We start from the raw sequence: 14,558 nt of genomic DNA, 5'->3' as shown, positions 1-14,558 counted from the left end.
CGGCGAAACGTGTCACCATCGCAGCCGCGGCCAGAACAGGCCCGCTTGCTTTCGATGGGCCTCATAGGCACCGGCCAGATCGGTGCGCGAAAATTTCTTCTCTTCGTCCAGCGCCGCGATCAGGTAGAGCACGAAGATCCCGGCAACGGGCACCACCGCCCAGATCGACCAGGTCGCGATACCCCAACCGGCCCAGAAGATGATGTAGGAGGTGTAGAATGGGTGGCGGATGTAGGAGAACGGTCCGTCGGTCACCAAGCCATGCGGATTGTCGGCGTCGAAGACAAAGCGTAGCCGCGCCTTGCGCGACCTCGAAATCGCCCACCAGAACAGCGCGGAGCTCACCAACTGGATCGCCAGCCCGACGATCTTGGCCAATGGCGGCTGCGGCAGGATCCAGATGATCGCCAGGAAAAACAGCGCTGTCGCGGCCACGACGACCGAAATTATCTTCGCACCCGAGGACATGCCCGACGATTGGAAATGGGCGCGCATCGACCACAGATATTGGCCGACCGTGGCGATGCCGATGATCGAGACAAGAAGGTCGAGCCCACGTTCCATCGTCAAATTTCCAAGCCAACGCCGAAGATTCGCAGGCACTATAGCCGGTCGCCGCGGATTAATCCTTCCTTAACCAGAAACCTAAAGCCCGTGTAGACCCAGGGCATGCGATGCTGGACGTCACGCAATCCTGAGGTTCAATGCATCATGGCCGTCGCCGAGCATACGATCCGCACCCCGCAGGCCGATTTGCGCGTCAGCGAGTCGGCAGGCCCCGGCATGCCCATCGTGATGATCCATGGTTCCGGCGCCTCGCGCGCCGTCTTCGCCCGCCAGTTCGACAGCCCGCTCGCCGATGCCCACCGGCTGGTCGCTTTCGATCTCCCGGGTCATGGCCAGTCCTCGGACGCCGCCGACCCGATGGCGGACTACACCCTCACCGGCCTGGCGCGAGCCGCCGGCCACCTCCTCGACGATCTGAGCATCGACCGCGCCATCGTCTATGGCTGGTCGCTCGGCGGCCATGTCGCGATCGAGCTGGCAAGCTTCCATCCGGCCGTCCACGGACTGATGCTGACCGGCGCGCCACCGGTGTCGAAAGGCTTCTTCGGCATGCTGCGCGGCTTCCACGCCAACTGGGACATGCTGCTGGCTTCGAAGAAGATCTATTCCGAACGCGACGCCGAACGCTTCGAAACACTGTGCTTCGGCGACAGCGCCGATCCGTCGTTCCGCGAAGCCATCCTGCGCACGGATGGCCGGCTGCGCGCCGTGGTGACGCGCTCGATGATGGCCGGCAAGGGCGCCGACCAGAAGCAGGTCGTCGAGCAGGCCGCCTTTCCGGTGGCGATCGTCAATGGCGAGAACGACCCCTTCATCCGGCTCAACTACTTCGACACGCTGGACCATGGTTCGCTCTGGGAGCAATGCCACGTCGTCCCGGGCGCCGGACACGCACCCTTCTGGGAGCGACCGGATCTGTTCAATCCGATGCTGTCGCGCTTTGCCGAAACGGTTGCGGCGCGGGAGGCCGATACTGCCCTGCCGGCCCAGCGCCGGGCTGGTTGACGCCACAGCATAGCGCAACGGCTTCCTTGCAGCCGCTGGCATGGCGCTGGCCCTGAGCGCCTGACAACGCAAAGCCGCCGAATTTCCTATTTTCCTTGCCCTCCCCGCAAACCCGTGGGACGATGCCCTTGGGCAGGTGGCGATTGAAAAGAAGCCCCGCCCGCGACGGCCGAACAGGCCGGCCGCCGCTCCCAGGGAAACGCCTGAGTGGAGGTCAGCCATGGGTACTCGCGCCGGAGGACGACGCACGGGACCGAAATGCATTGCCATAGTCGGTCCCTTCGCAAGCGGTAAGACGACACTTCTCGAAGCAATACTGGCCCGCACGGGCGCCATCCCCCGCCAGAATCCCGTTTCATCAGGCAGCACCGTTTCCGATCATTCAGCCGAGGCCCGCGCCCACGCCATGAGCGTCGAGGCGACCTTCGCGACCACGGAATTCATGGGCGAGCAGCTCACCTTCGTCGATTGTCCCGGCTCTATCGAGTTCGCCTTCGAGGCCGAACCGGTGCTCGCCGCCTGCGATGCCGCTGTCGTCGTTGCCGAAGCCGACGAGAAGAAGATCCCCGCGCTTCAGCTCATCATGCGCAAGCTCGACGATCTCGGCGTGCCGCGCATCCTGTTCCTGAACAAGGTCGACAAGGCGGTCGCCGGCGTGCGCGACACGCTGAAGATGCTGCAGCCGGCAAGTTCGGTGCCGTTGCTGCTGCGCCAGATTCCGCTGCGCAAGGACGGTGTCGTCATCGGCTCGATCGATCTCGCGCTGGAGCGTGCCTACATCTACCGCGAGTATGCCGAGAGCCAGGTCGCCGACATACCGGGTGACGACAAGGCTCGCGAGCTGGAGGCCCGCTTCTCCATGCTGGAGACGCTCGCCGACCACGACGACCAGTTGATGGAGCAGCTGCTCGAGGAGATCGAACCGCCGAAGGATGCGATCTTCGACGACCTTGCCGCCGATCTTCGCGCCGGCGCGGTGACGCCGGTGCTGATCGGCACCGCCGAGAAGGGCAATGGCGTGCTGCGCCTCCTGAAGGCGATACGCCATGACGCGCCCGACATCGAGGCGACCCGCAAGCGCCTTGGCGCGCCCGACGGCAACCAGACCGTCGTCCAGGTGATGAAGACCATCCACACCGCGCATGGCGGCAAGCTGTCGGTATCGCGCGTGCTCTCCGGACAGCTCGCCGACGCGGCCGAGCTTTACCTGTCGAACGGCGAAGCCGCCAAGGTCTCCGGCATCTACAAGATGCTTGGCAAGGACCAGCTGAAGCTCGCCTCCGCCAAGGCGGGCGACACCGTCGCGCTCGGCAAGCTCGACATTGTCAAGACCGGCCAGACGCTGAGTTCCGCCAAGGGCGGCATCAGTCCGCTGGTCACGCTGGAGCCGCCGCAGCCGGTGTTCGCCTTCGCGCTGCGGCCGAAGGAGCGCAAGGACGAGGTCAAGATGTCGGCCGCCATCCAGCGCCTTGCCGAGGAGGATCCCTCGCTCAGCCTGCGCCACAACCAGGACTCCGCCGAAACCGTGCTGTCGGGGCATGGTGAGATGCACCTGCGGGTCGTGCGCGAGCGGCTCGAGGGCAAGAACCAGATCCCGGTAGAGGGTCACAACCCGGCCGTGCCTTACCGCGAGACGATCCGCAAATCGGCGCAGCAGCGCGGTCGCCACAAGAAGCAGTCCGGCGGCCACGGCCAGTTCGGCGACGTGGTGGTCGAGATCAAGCCGCTGCCGCGCGGCTCCGGCTTCCAGTTCACCGACACCATCACCGGCGGCGTGGTGCCGAAGACCTACATCCAGTCCGTGGAGACCGGCATACGCGACTATCTGAAATCCGGCCCGCTCGGCTTCCCCGTGGTCGATGTCGCGGTCAATCTCTCGGACGGGTCCTACCATGCCGTCGATTCCTCCGACATGGCCTTCCAGATGGCGGCCAAGCTGGCGATGAAGGAAGGCATGGCTGCCTGCTCGCCAGTGCTGCTGGAGCCGGTGATGAAGGTCGAGATCGTCACGCCGTCGGACGCGACGTCGAGGATCATCGCCCTGATCCCGCAGCGGCGCGGCCAGATCCTCGGTTATGACGCGCGGCCCGACTGGCCGGGTTGGGATGTGGTCGAGGCGACCATGCCGCAGGCGGAGATCGGCGACCTGATCATCGAGCTGCGCTCGGCGACGGCCGGCGTCGCCAGCTACCGGGCCGCCTTCGACCACATGGCCGAGCTGACCGGCCGGCTGGCGGACGAGGCGATGAACGCCAACGGCAAGGCTGCCTGAGCCGATCCGCCAATGCGAAAACGGCGCCCGGGTGATCCGGACGCCGTTTATCGCGGACCGTCTTCCTGGGAGGCAAACGGCAGGTCCGCCGCATGTGTCCGCCCTGTAGCCGACGGAAGAAAGGTTCGGACGCGGTAGCCGCCTGAGCCCGGTCCGTCCGAGTGATGCCCCCATCTCCCGAACCGACCAAACCGCGTCCTATGGTCTGCTTAGTCGATAGCGTGTGTCTGCGCCATGTTACCAGAGGTTACATGTCACTGTTACGTGGCATTGCCGATCGATTTTCCGCGCCCTCATTGCCCTGCGGGCAACAAAAAAGCCGGATCAATAAAGATCCGGCTGAGTTTGATTGGAAGTGCCTGTTAAGGCTAACCTCCAGAGGGGAACACTCGAGGGCGCTAATGGGAGGAGAACGCGCCCAGGAGATGATCTATATATGTGCTCATCATGCCCAAGAAACAAGCATCTATTTTGCAACACACGCATGCAAAAAGACGGAGGCTGTGGTCCAACCTATTCCAAGGCTCGATAGGACCAGAAAAATCGACGGAATCGAGCACGCTACAGGGTCGAAATCATTGCCGAGGTCTGCATCGAGGTCGATTCAATTGGGAAAATGCGAACGCCGCCGAATGATGTGGATTCGAGCAGCCCAAGTCCATTTTTGCGGCAAGGGTGGCTGATGCGTAGATTTTCGGCAATCGCCGGCAGCGCTCTGTTCCTTGTCGTGGCGCCCGGCGTCGTCGCCGGGCTGGCGCCGTTTCTGCTGACGGACCGCTACCGGCTGCCGCTGTCGACGGTGCCGGGCTTCGCCCCTGTCGGCTGGGTGCTGGTCGTGGGAGCGGCAGCCATGCTGCTGCACGCCTTCGCCCGCTTCGCGCTCGAGGGCCTTGGCACGCCGGCCCCGGTGGCCCCGACCGAACGGCTGGTCGTCGGCGGCATCTACCGCCATGTGCGCAACCCCATGTACGTTGCTGTGCTGTCGATCATCCTCGGCCAGGCGCTGTTGTTCTCGAGCTGGGCGCTCGTCGTCTACGGCGCCATCGTCGGCGCGGCCATGGCCTCGTTCGTCAGGCTCTACGAGGAACCGACCCTTGCCCGCCGATACGGCGCCGAATACGAGGCCTACCGCCGCGCCGTCCCCGGCTGGCTGCCGCGGCTGACGCCGTGGCGAGGGTGATCCGACAAACCGGAGGTTCAGGTCAGGCCGGCCTTAGCAAGATTTCGATGCGCCCTTAGAAGGACCAGCTGCGCGCCTTGGCGATGATGAAATCGCGGAACACATGCAGCTTGGCCTGGTTCTTCATCGCGTCCGGATAAGCGAAATAGGTGTCGAAGGACGGCACTTCCGTCTCCGGCAGCAGCTGGATCAGGCCCGAATCCTTGTTGATCACGTAGTCGGGCAGCATGGCGATGCCGGCGCCGCCCTGCACCGCGCGCTTGATCGACAGGATGTCGTTGATCTGCAGCGTCGGCACTCTTTGCCCGTTCTCGAAATCGCCGACCGTCTCAAGCCAGTTCAGCTCCGACAGATGCGAGGGCACCGGCACGCCGAAGGTGACGATGCGGTGGTTCCTGAGCTCGGCGATCGAGGCCGGCTTGCCGAACTTGGCGATATAGGAGGGCGCCGCGTAAAGATGGAAATGCACGGTGAACAGGCGGCGCTGGATGAGGTCCGGCTGCTGCGGCTGGCGCAGCCGGATGGCGCAGTCGGCTTGCCGCATGGTGAGGTCGAGCTCCTCATTGGCGAGGATCAGCTGCAGGCTGATCTCGGGATAGAGCTCGATGAATTCCTGCACGCGTTCGGTCAGCCAGCCGGCGCCCAGCCCCACCGTGGTCGTCACCCTTAGCACGCCGGACGGCCGGTCCTTGGCCTCGGCCAGCCGCGACTTGATCGTCTCCAGCTTCATCAGCACGTCATGCGCCGTGCGGAAAAGCATCTCGCCCTGTTCGGTCAGCACCAGGCCGCGCGCGTGGCGATGGAACAGCGCCACGCCGACATCATGCTCCAGCGCGCTGACCTGCCGCGAGATCGCCGACTGCGACAGATGCAGCGTCTCGGCGGCGTGGGTGAACGACCCAGCCTCCGCCGCAGCGTGAAACACGCGTAGCTTGTCCCAGTCCAGCGCCATGATTTCCCCTCTTATCGTTTTCTGGCGTCTGAATGAAAAATCAGGCTTTTAAACGGCTTCTCTCAGCCGTTTCGTTATTCCGCTGCCTCGCGATGCACCTCGATCCCGGCGAGATATTTTTCCGCCTCGAGCGCGGCCATGCAGCCGAGCCCGGCTGCCGTCACCGCCTGCCGGTAGACGTCGTCGGTGACGTCGCCGGCGGCGAACACGCCGGGCACGTCGGTGCGGGTCGAATCCGGCGCCGTCCACAGATAGCCGTTCGGCTTCTGCTTCAGCTTGCCGACGAAAAGCTCGACCGCCGGCGCGTGGCCGATCGCCACGAACACGCCGTCGACCTTGAGCCGCGTCACCTCGCCGGTCGCCACGTTGCGCAGCGTCAGCCCTTCCACCGAAGGCGGCAGCGGCGCCTTGCCGGGCTGGCCGGTGATCTCGTCGACGACAGTGTCCCAGATGACGCGCACATTCTCCTTCTTGAGCAGCCGCTCGCGCAGGATGCGCTCGGCGCGGAAGTCGCCGCGCCGGTGAATGACGGTGACGCTCTTGGCGAGGTTGGAGAGGTAAAGCGCTTCCTCGACCGCCGAATTGCCGCCGCCGACCACCGCGACATCCTTGCCGCGATAGAAGAAACCGTCGCAGGTGGCGCAGGCCGAGACGCCAAAGCCCATGAAGGTCTGCTCGGAGGGAATGCCCAGCCATTTCGCCTGCGCGCCGGTGGCGATGATCAGCGCATCGGCGGTGTAGGTGGTGCCGGAATCGCCCTTGGCCCGGAACGGCCGCACGTTGAGGTCGACCTCGGTGATGATGTCGTTGACGATGTCGGTGCCGACATGCTCGGCCTGCTTCAGCATCTGCTCCATCAGCCATGGACCCTGGATCGGATCGGCAAAGCCCGGATAGTTTTCGACATCGGTGGTGATCATCAGCTGGCCGCCCTGCTGCAGGCCGGCGACCAACATGGGTTTCAGCATGGCGCGGGCGGCATAGATCGCCGCCGTGTAGCCGGCTGGGCCGGAGCCAATGATGAGGACTGGCGCGTGCTTGGTGGTCATGAAAGCTCTCTGCTGAGGGCAGCCAAGGATCTTGATTAAGGAAATCCCGCCCAAATTCGCCCGTAATGTAAGTGCTGCCCGCGCCGCCAGCAAGGCGGGTTGGCAGTCGTCCCCGGAAAGCTGCTGCGGCATAGCCGCCAATATCTCTCACCCTCCGTTCAAAAATCATCGAACGGAGGGATGGCATGCATCGGAAAGTCTAATTACAAAATCACGAAAGATTCTTGCGCGCACGAAAGCCGACCATGCCGCTCAAAGCCGATCTCGACGCCATCGACTGGAAGATCCTGCGCGAGCTGCAGGAAGACGGGCGCATGACCAATGTCGAACTGTCCAACCGGGTCGGCATTTCGGCGCCGCCTTGCCTGCGCCGCGTCCGACGGCTGGAGGAAGCCGGCATCATCCGCGGCTACCGCGCCCTGCTCAACGCGCCGGCGCTCGGCATGGACGTCGTTGCCTTCTGCCTGATCGGCCTGCATCACCAGGCCGACGCCGAGCTCAAAACCTTCGCCGAGCGCACGCGCGGCTGGCCGATCGTGCGCGACGCCTGGATGGTCTCGGGCGAGTCCGACTTCCTGCTGCACTGCGTGGCAAGCGACCTCGGCACCTTCCAGACCTTCGTCATCGAGGAACTGGCCTCGGCGCCGAATGTCGACACGGTGCGCACTGCGCTCACCATCCGTCGCGTCAAGGATGAAGGTCTGGTGGCGTTTCCGCCTTAATGCGCCGGCTGCCGATGAAACCGGCGGGAAAACAGAGGCTTGGCGCTCAATTTTGAATCGATACGATCAGAGCGATCGTATTGCGGCGAGCAAGCCCTCCAGGTCTCGCGCATCTCGGAGCGGCAAAACCGAAAGCCGGCCAATCGCCGCGGCCTCGCCATCGACAAGCCATCCGCGCTCGAGGCCAGCGCGCTGCCCCGCCTCCATATCGGCCGGCTTGTCGCCGACAATCAGCGATCGCTTGAGATCGAGGCCAAGCCGTTTCGCCGCCTCGATCAGCATGCCCGGATTGGGCTTGCGCATCGGATGGTTAGCGACCGTCAGCGGTCCGGCGCCAGCGTCGTGATAGGCGCAGGCCAGCACCATGTCGACGCAAGCGCCGCTGTCGGCCAAAAGCTCGAGCACGCGGCCGTTGACCAAAGCGAACTCATCCCAGCCAAAATAGCCGCGCGCGATGCCGGACTGGTTGGTGACCACCACGACGGGGATGTTGGCGCCGTTTGCGGCGACGATGGCCGGCGCGATGTCGTTGCGCAGCACGATGTCGGCCGGATCGTCAGGATAGCCGGTATCGACATTGATGGTGCCGTCGCGGTCGAGAAACAGCGCCGGTGTATTGGCCGGGAAGACCTTGGCGCCGATGCGCTCGATCCACAGACCCGGATCCACGAGGGGATGCGTCGCAGCGCTCCCTTGGTCAGCCATTGCTGAGACGCGCTTCGACCGCCTCGCACAGATAGTGGTAGAGGCAGAGATGCCCCTGCTGGATGATCGGCGTCGAGGTCGACGGCACATTGAGCAGGATATCGGTGAGCGGCTTGAGCTTGCCGCCGGTGTCGCCGGTCAGGCTGATCACCGTCATGCCCATCATGCGAGCCTGTTCGGCGGCGGCCAGGATGCTCGGCGAATTGCCGCTGGTCGAGATGGCGAGCAACACCGCGCCTTGCGAGCCATGCGCCTCGACCTGGCGCGAGAACACGGTGTCGAAGCCATAGTCGTTGCCCCAGGCGGTCAGCACCGCAGCATTGGCTGGCAGCGCGATGACATTGTAGGCCTTGCGCTCCTTGAGGAAGCGGCCGACCAGCTCGCCGGCGATATGGATGGCATCGCTGGCCGAGCCGCCATTGCCGCAGATCAGCAGCGCCTTGCCTTGCGACAGCGCGGTGACGACCGTGCTCACGGCGCGTTCCATCTCGGCCGTAAGGTCGCGTTCGACCGTCGCCGTAAGCGCGGCCGCCGAGCGGACCAGATAGTCGTTCAGTACGGACATGAAACCCTCAATTGGTAGCGCGCATCCTGCCGATGGTGCCGGTCGTGCTCTTGCCGGCGACGAGGTCGACCAGCACCACGCGTCCGCCGGCCTTCTGCACCACATCGGCGCCGACCACCTTGTCGATCGTATAGTCGGCGCCCTTGACCAGTATGTCGGGCAACAAGGCTTCGATAAGCGCCAGCGGCGTGTCTTCCTCGAAGACGACCACCGCGTCCACCGAGGCAAGGGCCGCCAGCACGCAGGCGCGGTCGTGCTGGTCGTTGACCGGACGTCCCGGGCCCTTCAGCCGGCGCACCGAAGCATCGCTGTTGAGGCCGAGCACCAGCCGGTCGCACTGGCTGCGCGCCGCGTGCAGCAGGCTGACATGGCCGGCATGCAGGATGTCGAAGCAGCCATTGGTGAAGCCGACGGTCAGCCCCTCTTCCTTCCAGGCCGCCACCATCCTGGCTGCCGCGACGGCGTCGAGGATGGCATCCTTGTGCGCGACCGGCCCGTGCGAGCGGAACAGCGCGCCGGCCAGTTCCTCGACCGTCAGCCGCGCCGTGCCGCGCTTGCCCACCACCACGCCGCCGGCGGCATTGGCGATTGTAGCGGCCTGCACACGGTCGGCGCCCGCCGCGAGAGCGAGCGCGAAGGTGGCGATGACGGTGTCGCCGGCGCCGGAGACGTCGAACACTTCCCGCGCCTGCGTGGCGATGTGGCGCGCATCGTCGGGCTCGACGACGCTCATGCCCTTTTCGCTGCGGGTCGCCACGACGAAGTCGAAGCCATGCGCCGAGATCAGTTCCCGCGCCGCCGCCACGATCTCGTCGTCGGCAAACACGGCGCGTCCCACGGCCTCGCCGAGTTCCTTGCGGTTGGGCGTGATTGCCGTCGCGCCGGCATAGCGTCCATAGTCGCGGCCCTTCGGGTCGACCAGCACCGGCTTTCCCGTTTCGCGGCAGATCGCGATCAGCTCGCCGGCGACGCCGTCGAGCAGCATGCCCTTGCCGTAGTCGGACAGGATGACGATGTCGGCGCGCGCGAGGGCCGTGCGGAAATGCTCGACCAGCGTCGATCGCTCGGCGGCGTTGAGCGGCTTCACCTCCTCCTCGTCGAAACGCAGCACCTGCTGGTTGAGCGCGCTGAAGCGGCTCTTCGACGAGGTCATGCGGTCGCGCTGCTGCGACAGGCCGAATGTCTCCGCGCCAAGCTCGCCAAGCATCCGCATCAGATCGTCGCCCGCCTTGTCGGCGCCGATCACCGAAACCGGAATTGCGGCGGCGCCCAGCGAGACGATGTTGGAGACGACATTGCCGGCACCGCCCATGGCCAGCATCTCGCCACGCCCGTGCAGCACCGGGATCGGCGCTTCCGGCGAGATCCGCTCGATGACGCCGCTGACGAAACGGTCGAGGATGAAGTCTCCGACCACCAGCACGGTGACGCCGCCAAAGCGCGCGATGGCACGGTGCAAGGGTTCCGGGGAAGGCAGATGATGATTGATCATGTCACTGGCAACGCGCGGAAAAGGCCGATGTTGAGGATGGTTCGGGATTCAAATGGCTGGCCGGTCGTTCATGGCGAAGCCGATATACCGCAATTCGAGCCAGCGCAACGGCGGCCAGGGAACGGGTCGCCGCCAAGGCCGGCTGGCCGATCAGCTCTTCTGCAGGGCGACATGGACGCCGAGACCGACCAGCACGGCGCCACCCGCACGCTGCATCAGCCGCTGCGCGCGGCTCGAACGCCGCAGCCGCGCGATCATCGCCCCGGCCAGGAAGACGCACGCTATGTCGGCCGAGGAGAACATCAGGTTGACGACGGTTCCAAGGATGACGAACTGCAGCCAGACCGGAAATGCCGCCGAGGCATCGATGAACTGCGGCAGGAACGCCATGAAGAAGATCGCCGTCTTGGGATTGAGCACTTCGACGGTGATGCTCTCGAAAAAGGCGCGGCGCGCCGATTTCCGCTCGATGGCGGGCAGTGCCGCGTCGCCTTGCGTCCTGGCGCGGAACAGCGAGACGCCGAGCCAGATCAGATAGAGCGCGCCGATGAGCTTGACCGCCATGTAGAGCGGCGGCACGGCGTGGAACAGCACCGACAGGCCCGCTGCCGCCGCAAGCACATGCACATAGCCGCCGAGATGGATGCCGAGCGCCGCCGTCAGACCTGACCAGCGGCCGCGCGCCATCGTCTGCGCCGCCGCATAGAGCATGGCCGGGCCGGGAATGTAGGCAAAGATCGCCGTGGTGGCGAAAAAGGCGATAAGCAGTTCGCTCGACGGCATTTCTTCCCTCACGGTCCGGCGGGTGGCGCGAACCGACTGAAGCCGGAGCTTTGCGGCCTCACTGTGACATCCGCCCGCAGCCGCCTGCTTTATCGACAGCCTAACCCGCCTCCCTTATAAGGGCCGGAATCGGCAAGCGAAACGAGTATCAGGGCCAAAAATATGATCATCGTCACGGGCGGCGCCGGTATGATCGGCTCCAACATCGTCGCCGCGCTCAACGCCGAGGGGCACAGCGACATCCTCGTCGTCGACGATCTCACCGACGGCCACAAGATCGCCAATCTCGCCGACCTCGATATCGCCGACTATCTCGACAAGGACGATTTCCTGACGCGCCTGGAAGGTGGCGGACTCGGCCGCGTCGACGCGGTCTTCCACCAGGGCGCCTGCTCGACCACCACCGAGTGGAACGGCAAATACATGATGGAGGTCAACTACGCCTATTCGAAGCGGCTGCTGCATGCCTGCCTGGCCTTGCGCGTGCCCTTCCTCTACGCCTCCTCGGCGTCGGTCTATGGCGGCGGCAGCGAGTTCCGCGAGGAACAGCAGTTCGAGCGCCCGCTCAACGTCTATGCCTATTCCAAGAAGCTGTTCGACGACTATGTCCGCCGCACCGTCTTCGACACCGATCATTCGCAGGTGGCCGGGCTTCGCTATTTCAACGTCTACGGACCGCGCGAGGCGCACAAGGGCGCCATGGCCTCGGTCGCCTTCCATCTGTTCAACCAGGTCGAGCGCGGCGAAAACCCGAAGCTGTTCGGCGCCTATGACGGGTTCGGACCCGGCGAGCAGAGCCGCGACTTCATCCATGTCGGCGACGTCGCCGACGTCAATCTGTGGCTATGGAAGCGAGGCTCGAGCGGCATCTTCAACTGCGGCACCGGCCGCGCCCAGCCATTTCGCGCCATCGCCGAGACCGTCATCGATACGCTCGGCAAGGGCAGGCTCGAATTCATCGACTTCCCCGACCACCTCAAGGGCAGCTACCAGAGTTTTACCCAAGCTGATATGTCCCGCTTGCGCGCGGCCGGTTTCAATGGCCAATTCCGGACTGTCGAAACCGGTGTCAGAGACTATGTCGAATGGCTGAAAGCCCAGCGATCCTCGTGATCGGCCCACGTTGGGTGGGCGACATGGTCATGGCGCAGTGCCTGTTCTCGGCGCTGAAGGAGCAATATCCTTACGCCGCGATCGATGTGCTGGCGCCGGCCTGGGCGGCACCGCTGGTCAAGCGCATGCCCGAGATACGCCAGCAGATCGATTTCCCGCTGAAGCCGGGCGCGCTCGAGTTCCGCATCCGCAGGCGCTTCGGCCGGCTGCTGCGCGGCCGCTACGACATGGCCTACGTCCTGCCTGGAAGCTGGAAGTCGGCGCTGATCCCGTTCTTCGCCCGCATTCCGCGCCGCGTCGGCAACCTCCGGGAAATGCGCTACGGGCTGCTGACCGACATCGTGCCGCTGCCCGACGCGGTAAAGCGGCGCACGGCGCGGGCCTATTTCGGCCTTGCCCGCGGCGGCACCTTCCAGGCTCCGAAGCTCACCGTCGATTCCGTCAGCCAGTCTGCCCTGCTCGAGCGGTCGGGCCTCACCGCGAAGAACTACGTGGCGCTGATGCCCGGCGCCGAATTCGGCCCGGCGAAACGCTGGCCGAGCGAAAGCTACGCCGAACTGGCGCGCGGAATGATGGCTAAGGGCCTGAAGGTCGCGCTGCTCGGCTCCAGGAACGACGCCGAGGTGACGGCGGAGATCGCCGCGCTTGCGCCCGGCGCCGTCGACCTTGCCGGCAAGACGCGACTGGAGGACGCCATCGACCTCATCGCCGCGGCGCGGCTGGCGGTGTCGAACGACAGCGGGCTGATGCATGTCGCCGCCGCTGTCGGCACGCCGATCGTCGCCGTCTACGGCTCGACCTCGCCTGAGAACACCCCGCCGCTTGCCGAGCAGGCCGAGCTCGTGTGGCTCGGCCTCTCCTGCTCGCCCTGCCACCAGAAGACCTGTCCGCTCGGCCATCTCAACTGCCTGAAGACGCTCGATGTCGCGCGGGTCGCGGCAGCAGTGGACCGGCTGCTGGAAATGCCGGCCGCCGCATGAAGGTCCTGATCGTCAAGACATCCTCGATGGGTGATGTCATCCATACATTCCCGGCTGTCGAGGATGCGCGCCGCCACCGCCCGGACGTCTCCTTCGGCTGGTGCGTGGAGGAAGCCTTTGCCGGCATCGTCGCCCTGCATCCGGCGATCGGCGCCATCCACACGGTGGCGATCCGGCGCTGGCGCAAGCGGCTTTTCAACAGCGACACCTGGCATGAAGCGGGAAAACTGCGCCGCGCCCTGCGCGCTGCCGGCTACGACCTCGTCATCGATGCGCAGGGACTACTGAAGTCCGCTGTGGTGGCAAAGCAGGCGGCGGCGCCGGTCGCCGGCTTCGACCGGGCAAGCGCGCGCGAACCGTCGGCGACGCTGTTCTACGACCACCGCTACGGCGTGCCCCGCGATCTGCACGCCATCGAACGGACGCGGCGGCTGTTCGGCCTGGCGCTCGGCTACCAGCCCGATCTCTCCGGCCTCCAGTCCGGCATCGTGCCGCCGGCGGATGGCCTGGCCGGCACCAGCGGCAACACCGCGTTCCTGCTGCACGGCACCAGCCGCGAAGACAAGAAATGGCCGGTTAAGGACTGGATCGAGACCGCCGGGCTGTTGCTCGAGAGGAAAATGACGCCTGTCGTCACCTGGTCGAACGAGCCTGAAAAGGCAGTGGCCGAGGCGATCGCCAGGGCCGTGCCGCAGGCGGTGCTGGTGCCCAAATCGCCGCTGGCGGTGATCGCCGCGATCATCGGCCGCTCGGCGCTGGTCATCGGCGCCGACACCGGCCTCACCCACCTCGCCAGCGCCTTCGGCGTGCCGACCGTCGCCATCTTCCTGGCCACCGAACCCGGCCTCACCGGCCCGCGCGGGCCGTATGCGTCGACGCTTTTGGCCGCGCCCGGCGGCCGTGTCACCCCTGCGGAGGCAGCGGCGGAAGCCGAGCGGCTGATCGGGCTGCAGGCGCTTGGTCGAGCAGGCGCGGACAGAGATTGATTTATTCAATCAATTCAATTGGAAAGGTCAGCGCCGCCCCTCATCCGCCTGCCGGCACCTTTGTAACTTGTCCCTTGCCGACTCTGCTATTGCAGCAGGTGCGGTGGCGGACGAGAGACCGGAGCATCTTTGGGCCTTGAAGCCCGTGGGAGAGCGAGGGTCATCGTCCGCCGTTCCATCGACCCCG

General features: G+C 65.3%; 14 protein-coding genes. 7 read left to right on the top strand and 7 right to left on the bottom strand.

Annotation, left to right across the window (positions count from 1 at the left end):
• Positions 1-12 precede the first annotated feature (12 nt).
• The gene (locus EN846_RS31810) at positions 13-564 is read right to left on the bottom strand and encodes an isoprenylcysteine carboxylmethyltransferase family protein (protein WP_127393638.1); all 552 of its coding nucleotides are present in this window, start codon (positions 562-564) and stop codon (positions 13-15) included.
• A 147-nt stretch (positions 565-711) separates the two neighbouring features.
• Here EN846_RS31810 and EN846_RS31805 point away from each other — a divergent pair, with 147 nt between their 5' ends.
• The 3 genes from EN846_RS31805 (at position 712) to EN846_RS31795 (ending at position 5,024) form a co-directional block, all read left to right on the top strand.
• Complete coding sequence (locus EN846_RS31805; RefSeq protein ID WP_127393860.1) at positions 712-1,572, top strand: alpha/beta hydrolase; 861 nt, start codon at positions 712-714, stop codon at positions 1,570-1,572.
• Positions 1,573-1,792: 220 nt separating this feature from the next.
• Entirely contained in the window at positions 1,793-3,844 is a 2,052-nt protein-coding gene (locus tag EN846_RS31800; protein ID WP_127286252.1) for an elongation factor G, read from the top strand.
• A 682-nt stretch (positions 3,845-4,526) separates the two neighbouring features.
• Positions 4,527-5,024, top strand: a complete 498-nt coding sequence (locus tag EN846_RS31795; protein ID WP_127311572.1) for an isoprenylcysteine carboxylmethyltransferase family protein — start codon at positions 4,527-4,529, stop codon at positions 5,022-5,024.
• A gap of 55 nt (positions 5,025-5,079) precedes the next feature.
• On the opposite strand, the gene EN846_RS31790 is transcribed toward EN846_RS31795, so the two are convergent.
• Entirely contained in the window at positions 5,080-5,976 is an 897-nt protein-coding gene (locus EN846_RS31790) for a LysR family transcriptional regulator (RefSeq protein ID WP_127286933.1), read from the bottom strand.
• A gap of 74 nt (positions 5,977-6,050) precedes the next feature.
• Positions 6,051-7,025, bottom strand: coding sequence for a thioredoxin-disulfide reductase (gene trxB / locus EN846_RS31785; RefSeq protein WP_135859025.1), 975 nt, complete (start codon positions 7,023-7,025; stop codon positions 6,051-6,053).
• A gap of 245 nt (positions 7,026-7,270) precedes the next feature.
• Here trxB and EN846_RS31780 point away from each other — a divergent pair, with 245 nt between their 5' ends.
• On the top strand, positions 7,271-7,747 hold the full coding sequence (locus tag EN846_RS31780) for an Lrp/AsnC family transcriptional regulator (RefSeq protein WP_127393090.1): 477 nt from the start codon (positions 7,271-7,273) through the stop codon (positions 7,745-7,747).
• Positions 7,748-7,813: 66 nt separating this feature from the next.
• Here EN846_RS31780 and EN846_RS31775 read toward each other — a convergent pair whose 3' ends face one another.
• The 4 genes from EN846_RS31775 to EN846_RS31760 all read right to left on the bottom strand — a co-directional run bounded on the left by EN846_RS31775 (position 7,814) and on the right by EN846_RS31760 (position 11,292).
• Complete coding sequence (locus tag EN846_RS31775; protein ID WP_348630850.1) at positions 7,814-8,416, bottom strand: HAD family hydrolase; 603 nt, start codon at positions 8,414-8,416, stop codon at positions 7,814-7,816.
• Between the two features lie 28 nt (positions 8,417-8,444).
• Positions 8,445-9,017: an SIS domain-containing protein gene (locus EN846_RS31770; RefSeq protein ID WP_127393088.1), complete on the bottom strand. Its 573-nt coding sequence runs from the start codon at positions 9,015-9,017 to the stop codon at positions 8,445-8,447.
• A gap of 7 nt (positions 9,018-9,024) precedes the next feature.
• Complete coding sequence (rfaE1, locus tag EN846_RS31765) at positions 9,025-10,509, bottom strand: D-glycero-beta-D-manno-heptose-7-phosphate kinase (RefSeq protein WP_127393087.1); 1,485 nt, start codon at positions 10,507-10,509, stop codon at positions 9,025-9,027.
• Positions 10,510-10,659: 150 nt separating this feature from the next.
• The gene (locus EN846_RS31760; RefSeq protein ID WP_127393086.1) at positions 10,660-11,292 is read right to left on the bottom strand and encodes a LysE family translocator; all 633 of its coding nucleotides are present in this window, start codon (positions 11,290-11,292) and stop codon (positions 10,660-10,662) included.
• 162 nt (positions 11,293-11,454) lie between these two features.
• Between EN846_RS31760 and rfaD the strand changes: the two genes are divergently transcribed.
• Genes rfaD through waaC form a run of 3 tightly spaced genes read left to right on the top strand, consistent with a single transcriptional unit; the run spans position 11,455 to position 14,371 of the window.
• Complete coding sequence (gene rfaD, locus EN846_RS31755) at positions 11,455-12,405, top strand: ADP-glyceromanno-heptose 6-epimerase (RefSeq protein ID WP_127393085.1); 951 nt, start codon at positions 11,455-11,457, stop codon at positions 12,403-12,405.
• A complete protein-coding gene (gene waaF, locus EN846_RS31750) occupies positions 12,378-13,385 on the top strand; it encodes a lipopolysaccharide heptosyltransferase II (RefSeq protein WP_127393084.1) in 1,008 nt (335 codons plus the stop codon). Before rfaD ends, waaF begins: the two co-directional genes overlap by 28 nt.
• Positions 13,382-14,371, top strand: coding sequence for a lipopolysaccharide heptosyltransferase I (gene waaC / locus EN846_RS31745; protein WP_128346680.1), 990 nt, complete (start codon positions 13,382-13,384; stop codon positions 14,369-14,371). The genes waaF and waaC overlap by 4 nt, the downstream gene beginning before the upstream one ends.
• Positions 14,372-14,558 lie beyond the last annotated feature (187 nt).

Origin of the sequence: Mesorhizobium sp. M4B.F.Ca.ET.203.01.1.1 (assembly GCF_004791025.1) — a bacterium.
GTDB classification, from domain to species: Bacteria; Pseudomonadota; Alphaproteobacteria; order Rhizobiales; family Rhizobiaceae; genus Mesorhizobium; species Mesorhizobium abyssinicae.
The sequence above is the reverse complement of the archived record's forward strand: the minus strand, read 5'-3'. Positions and strand labels throughout refer to the sequence as shown.

Excerpts from the sequence above, each read along its gene's own strand:
- EN846_RS31810 (WP_127393638.1), bottom strand. The coding sequence starts at position 564 with ATGGAACGTGGGCTCGACCTTCTTGTCTCGATCATCGGCATCGCCACG.
- EN846_RS31805 (WP_127393860.1), top strand. The coding sequence starts at position 712 with ATGGCCGTCGCCGAGCATACGATCCGCACCCCGCAGGCCGATTTGCGC.
- rfaE1 (WP_127393087.1), bottom strand. The coding sequence starts at position 10,509 with ATGATCAATCATCATCTGCCTTCCCCGGAACCCTTGCACCGTGCCATC.
- EN846_RS31795 (WP_127311572.1), top strand. The coding sequence starts at position 4,527 with ATGCGTAGATTTTCGGCAATCGCCGGCAGCGCTCTGTTCCTTGTCGTG.
- EN846_RS31800 (WP_127286252.1), top strand. The coding sequence starts at position 1,793 with ATGGGTACTCGCGCCGGAGGACGACGCACGGGACCGAAATGCATTGCC.
- rfaD (WP_127393085.1), top strand. The coding sequence starts at position 11,455 with ATGATCATCGTCACGGGCGGCGCCGGTATGATCGGCTCCAACATCGTC.
- EN846_RS31760 (WP_127393086.1), bottom strand. The coding sequence starts at position 11,292 with ATGCCGTCGAGCGAACTGCTTATCGCCTTTTTCGCCACCACGGCGATC.
- EN846_RS31770 (WP_127393088.1), bottom strand. The coding sequence starts at position 9,017 with ATGTCCGTACTGAACGACTATCTGGTCCGCTCGGCGGCCGCGCTTACG.
- EN846_RS31780 (WP_127393090.1), top strand. The coding sequence starts at position 7,271 with ATGCCGCTCAAAGCCGATCTCGACGCCATCGACTGGAAGATCCTGCGC.
- trxB (WP_135859025.1), bottom strand. The coding sequence starts at position 7,025 with ATGACCACCAAGCACGCGCCAGTCCTCATCATTGGCTCCGGCCCAGCC.
- EN846_RS31790 (WP_127286933.1), bottom strand. The coding sequence starts at position 5,976 with ATGGCGCTGGACTGGGACAAGCTACGCGTGTTTCACGCTGCGGCGGAG.
- waaC (WP_128346680.1), top strand. The coding sequence starts at position 13,382 with ATGAAGGTCCTGATCGTCAAGACATCCTCGATGGGTGATGTCATCCAT.
- waaF (WP_127393084.1), top strand. The coding sequence starts at position 12,378 with ATGGCTGAAAGCCCAGCGATCCTCGTGATCGGCCCACGTTGGGTGGGC.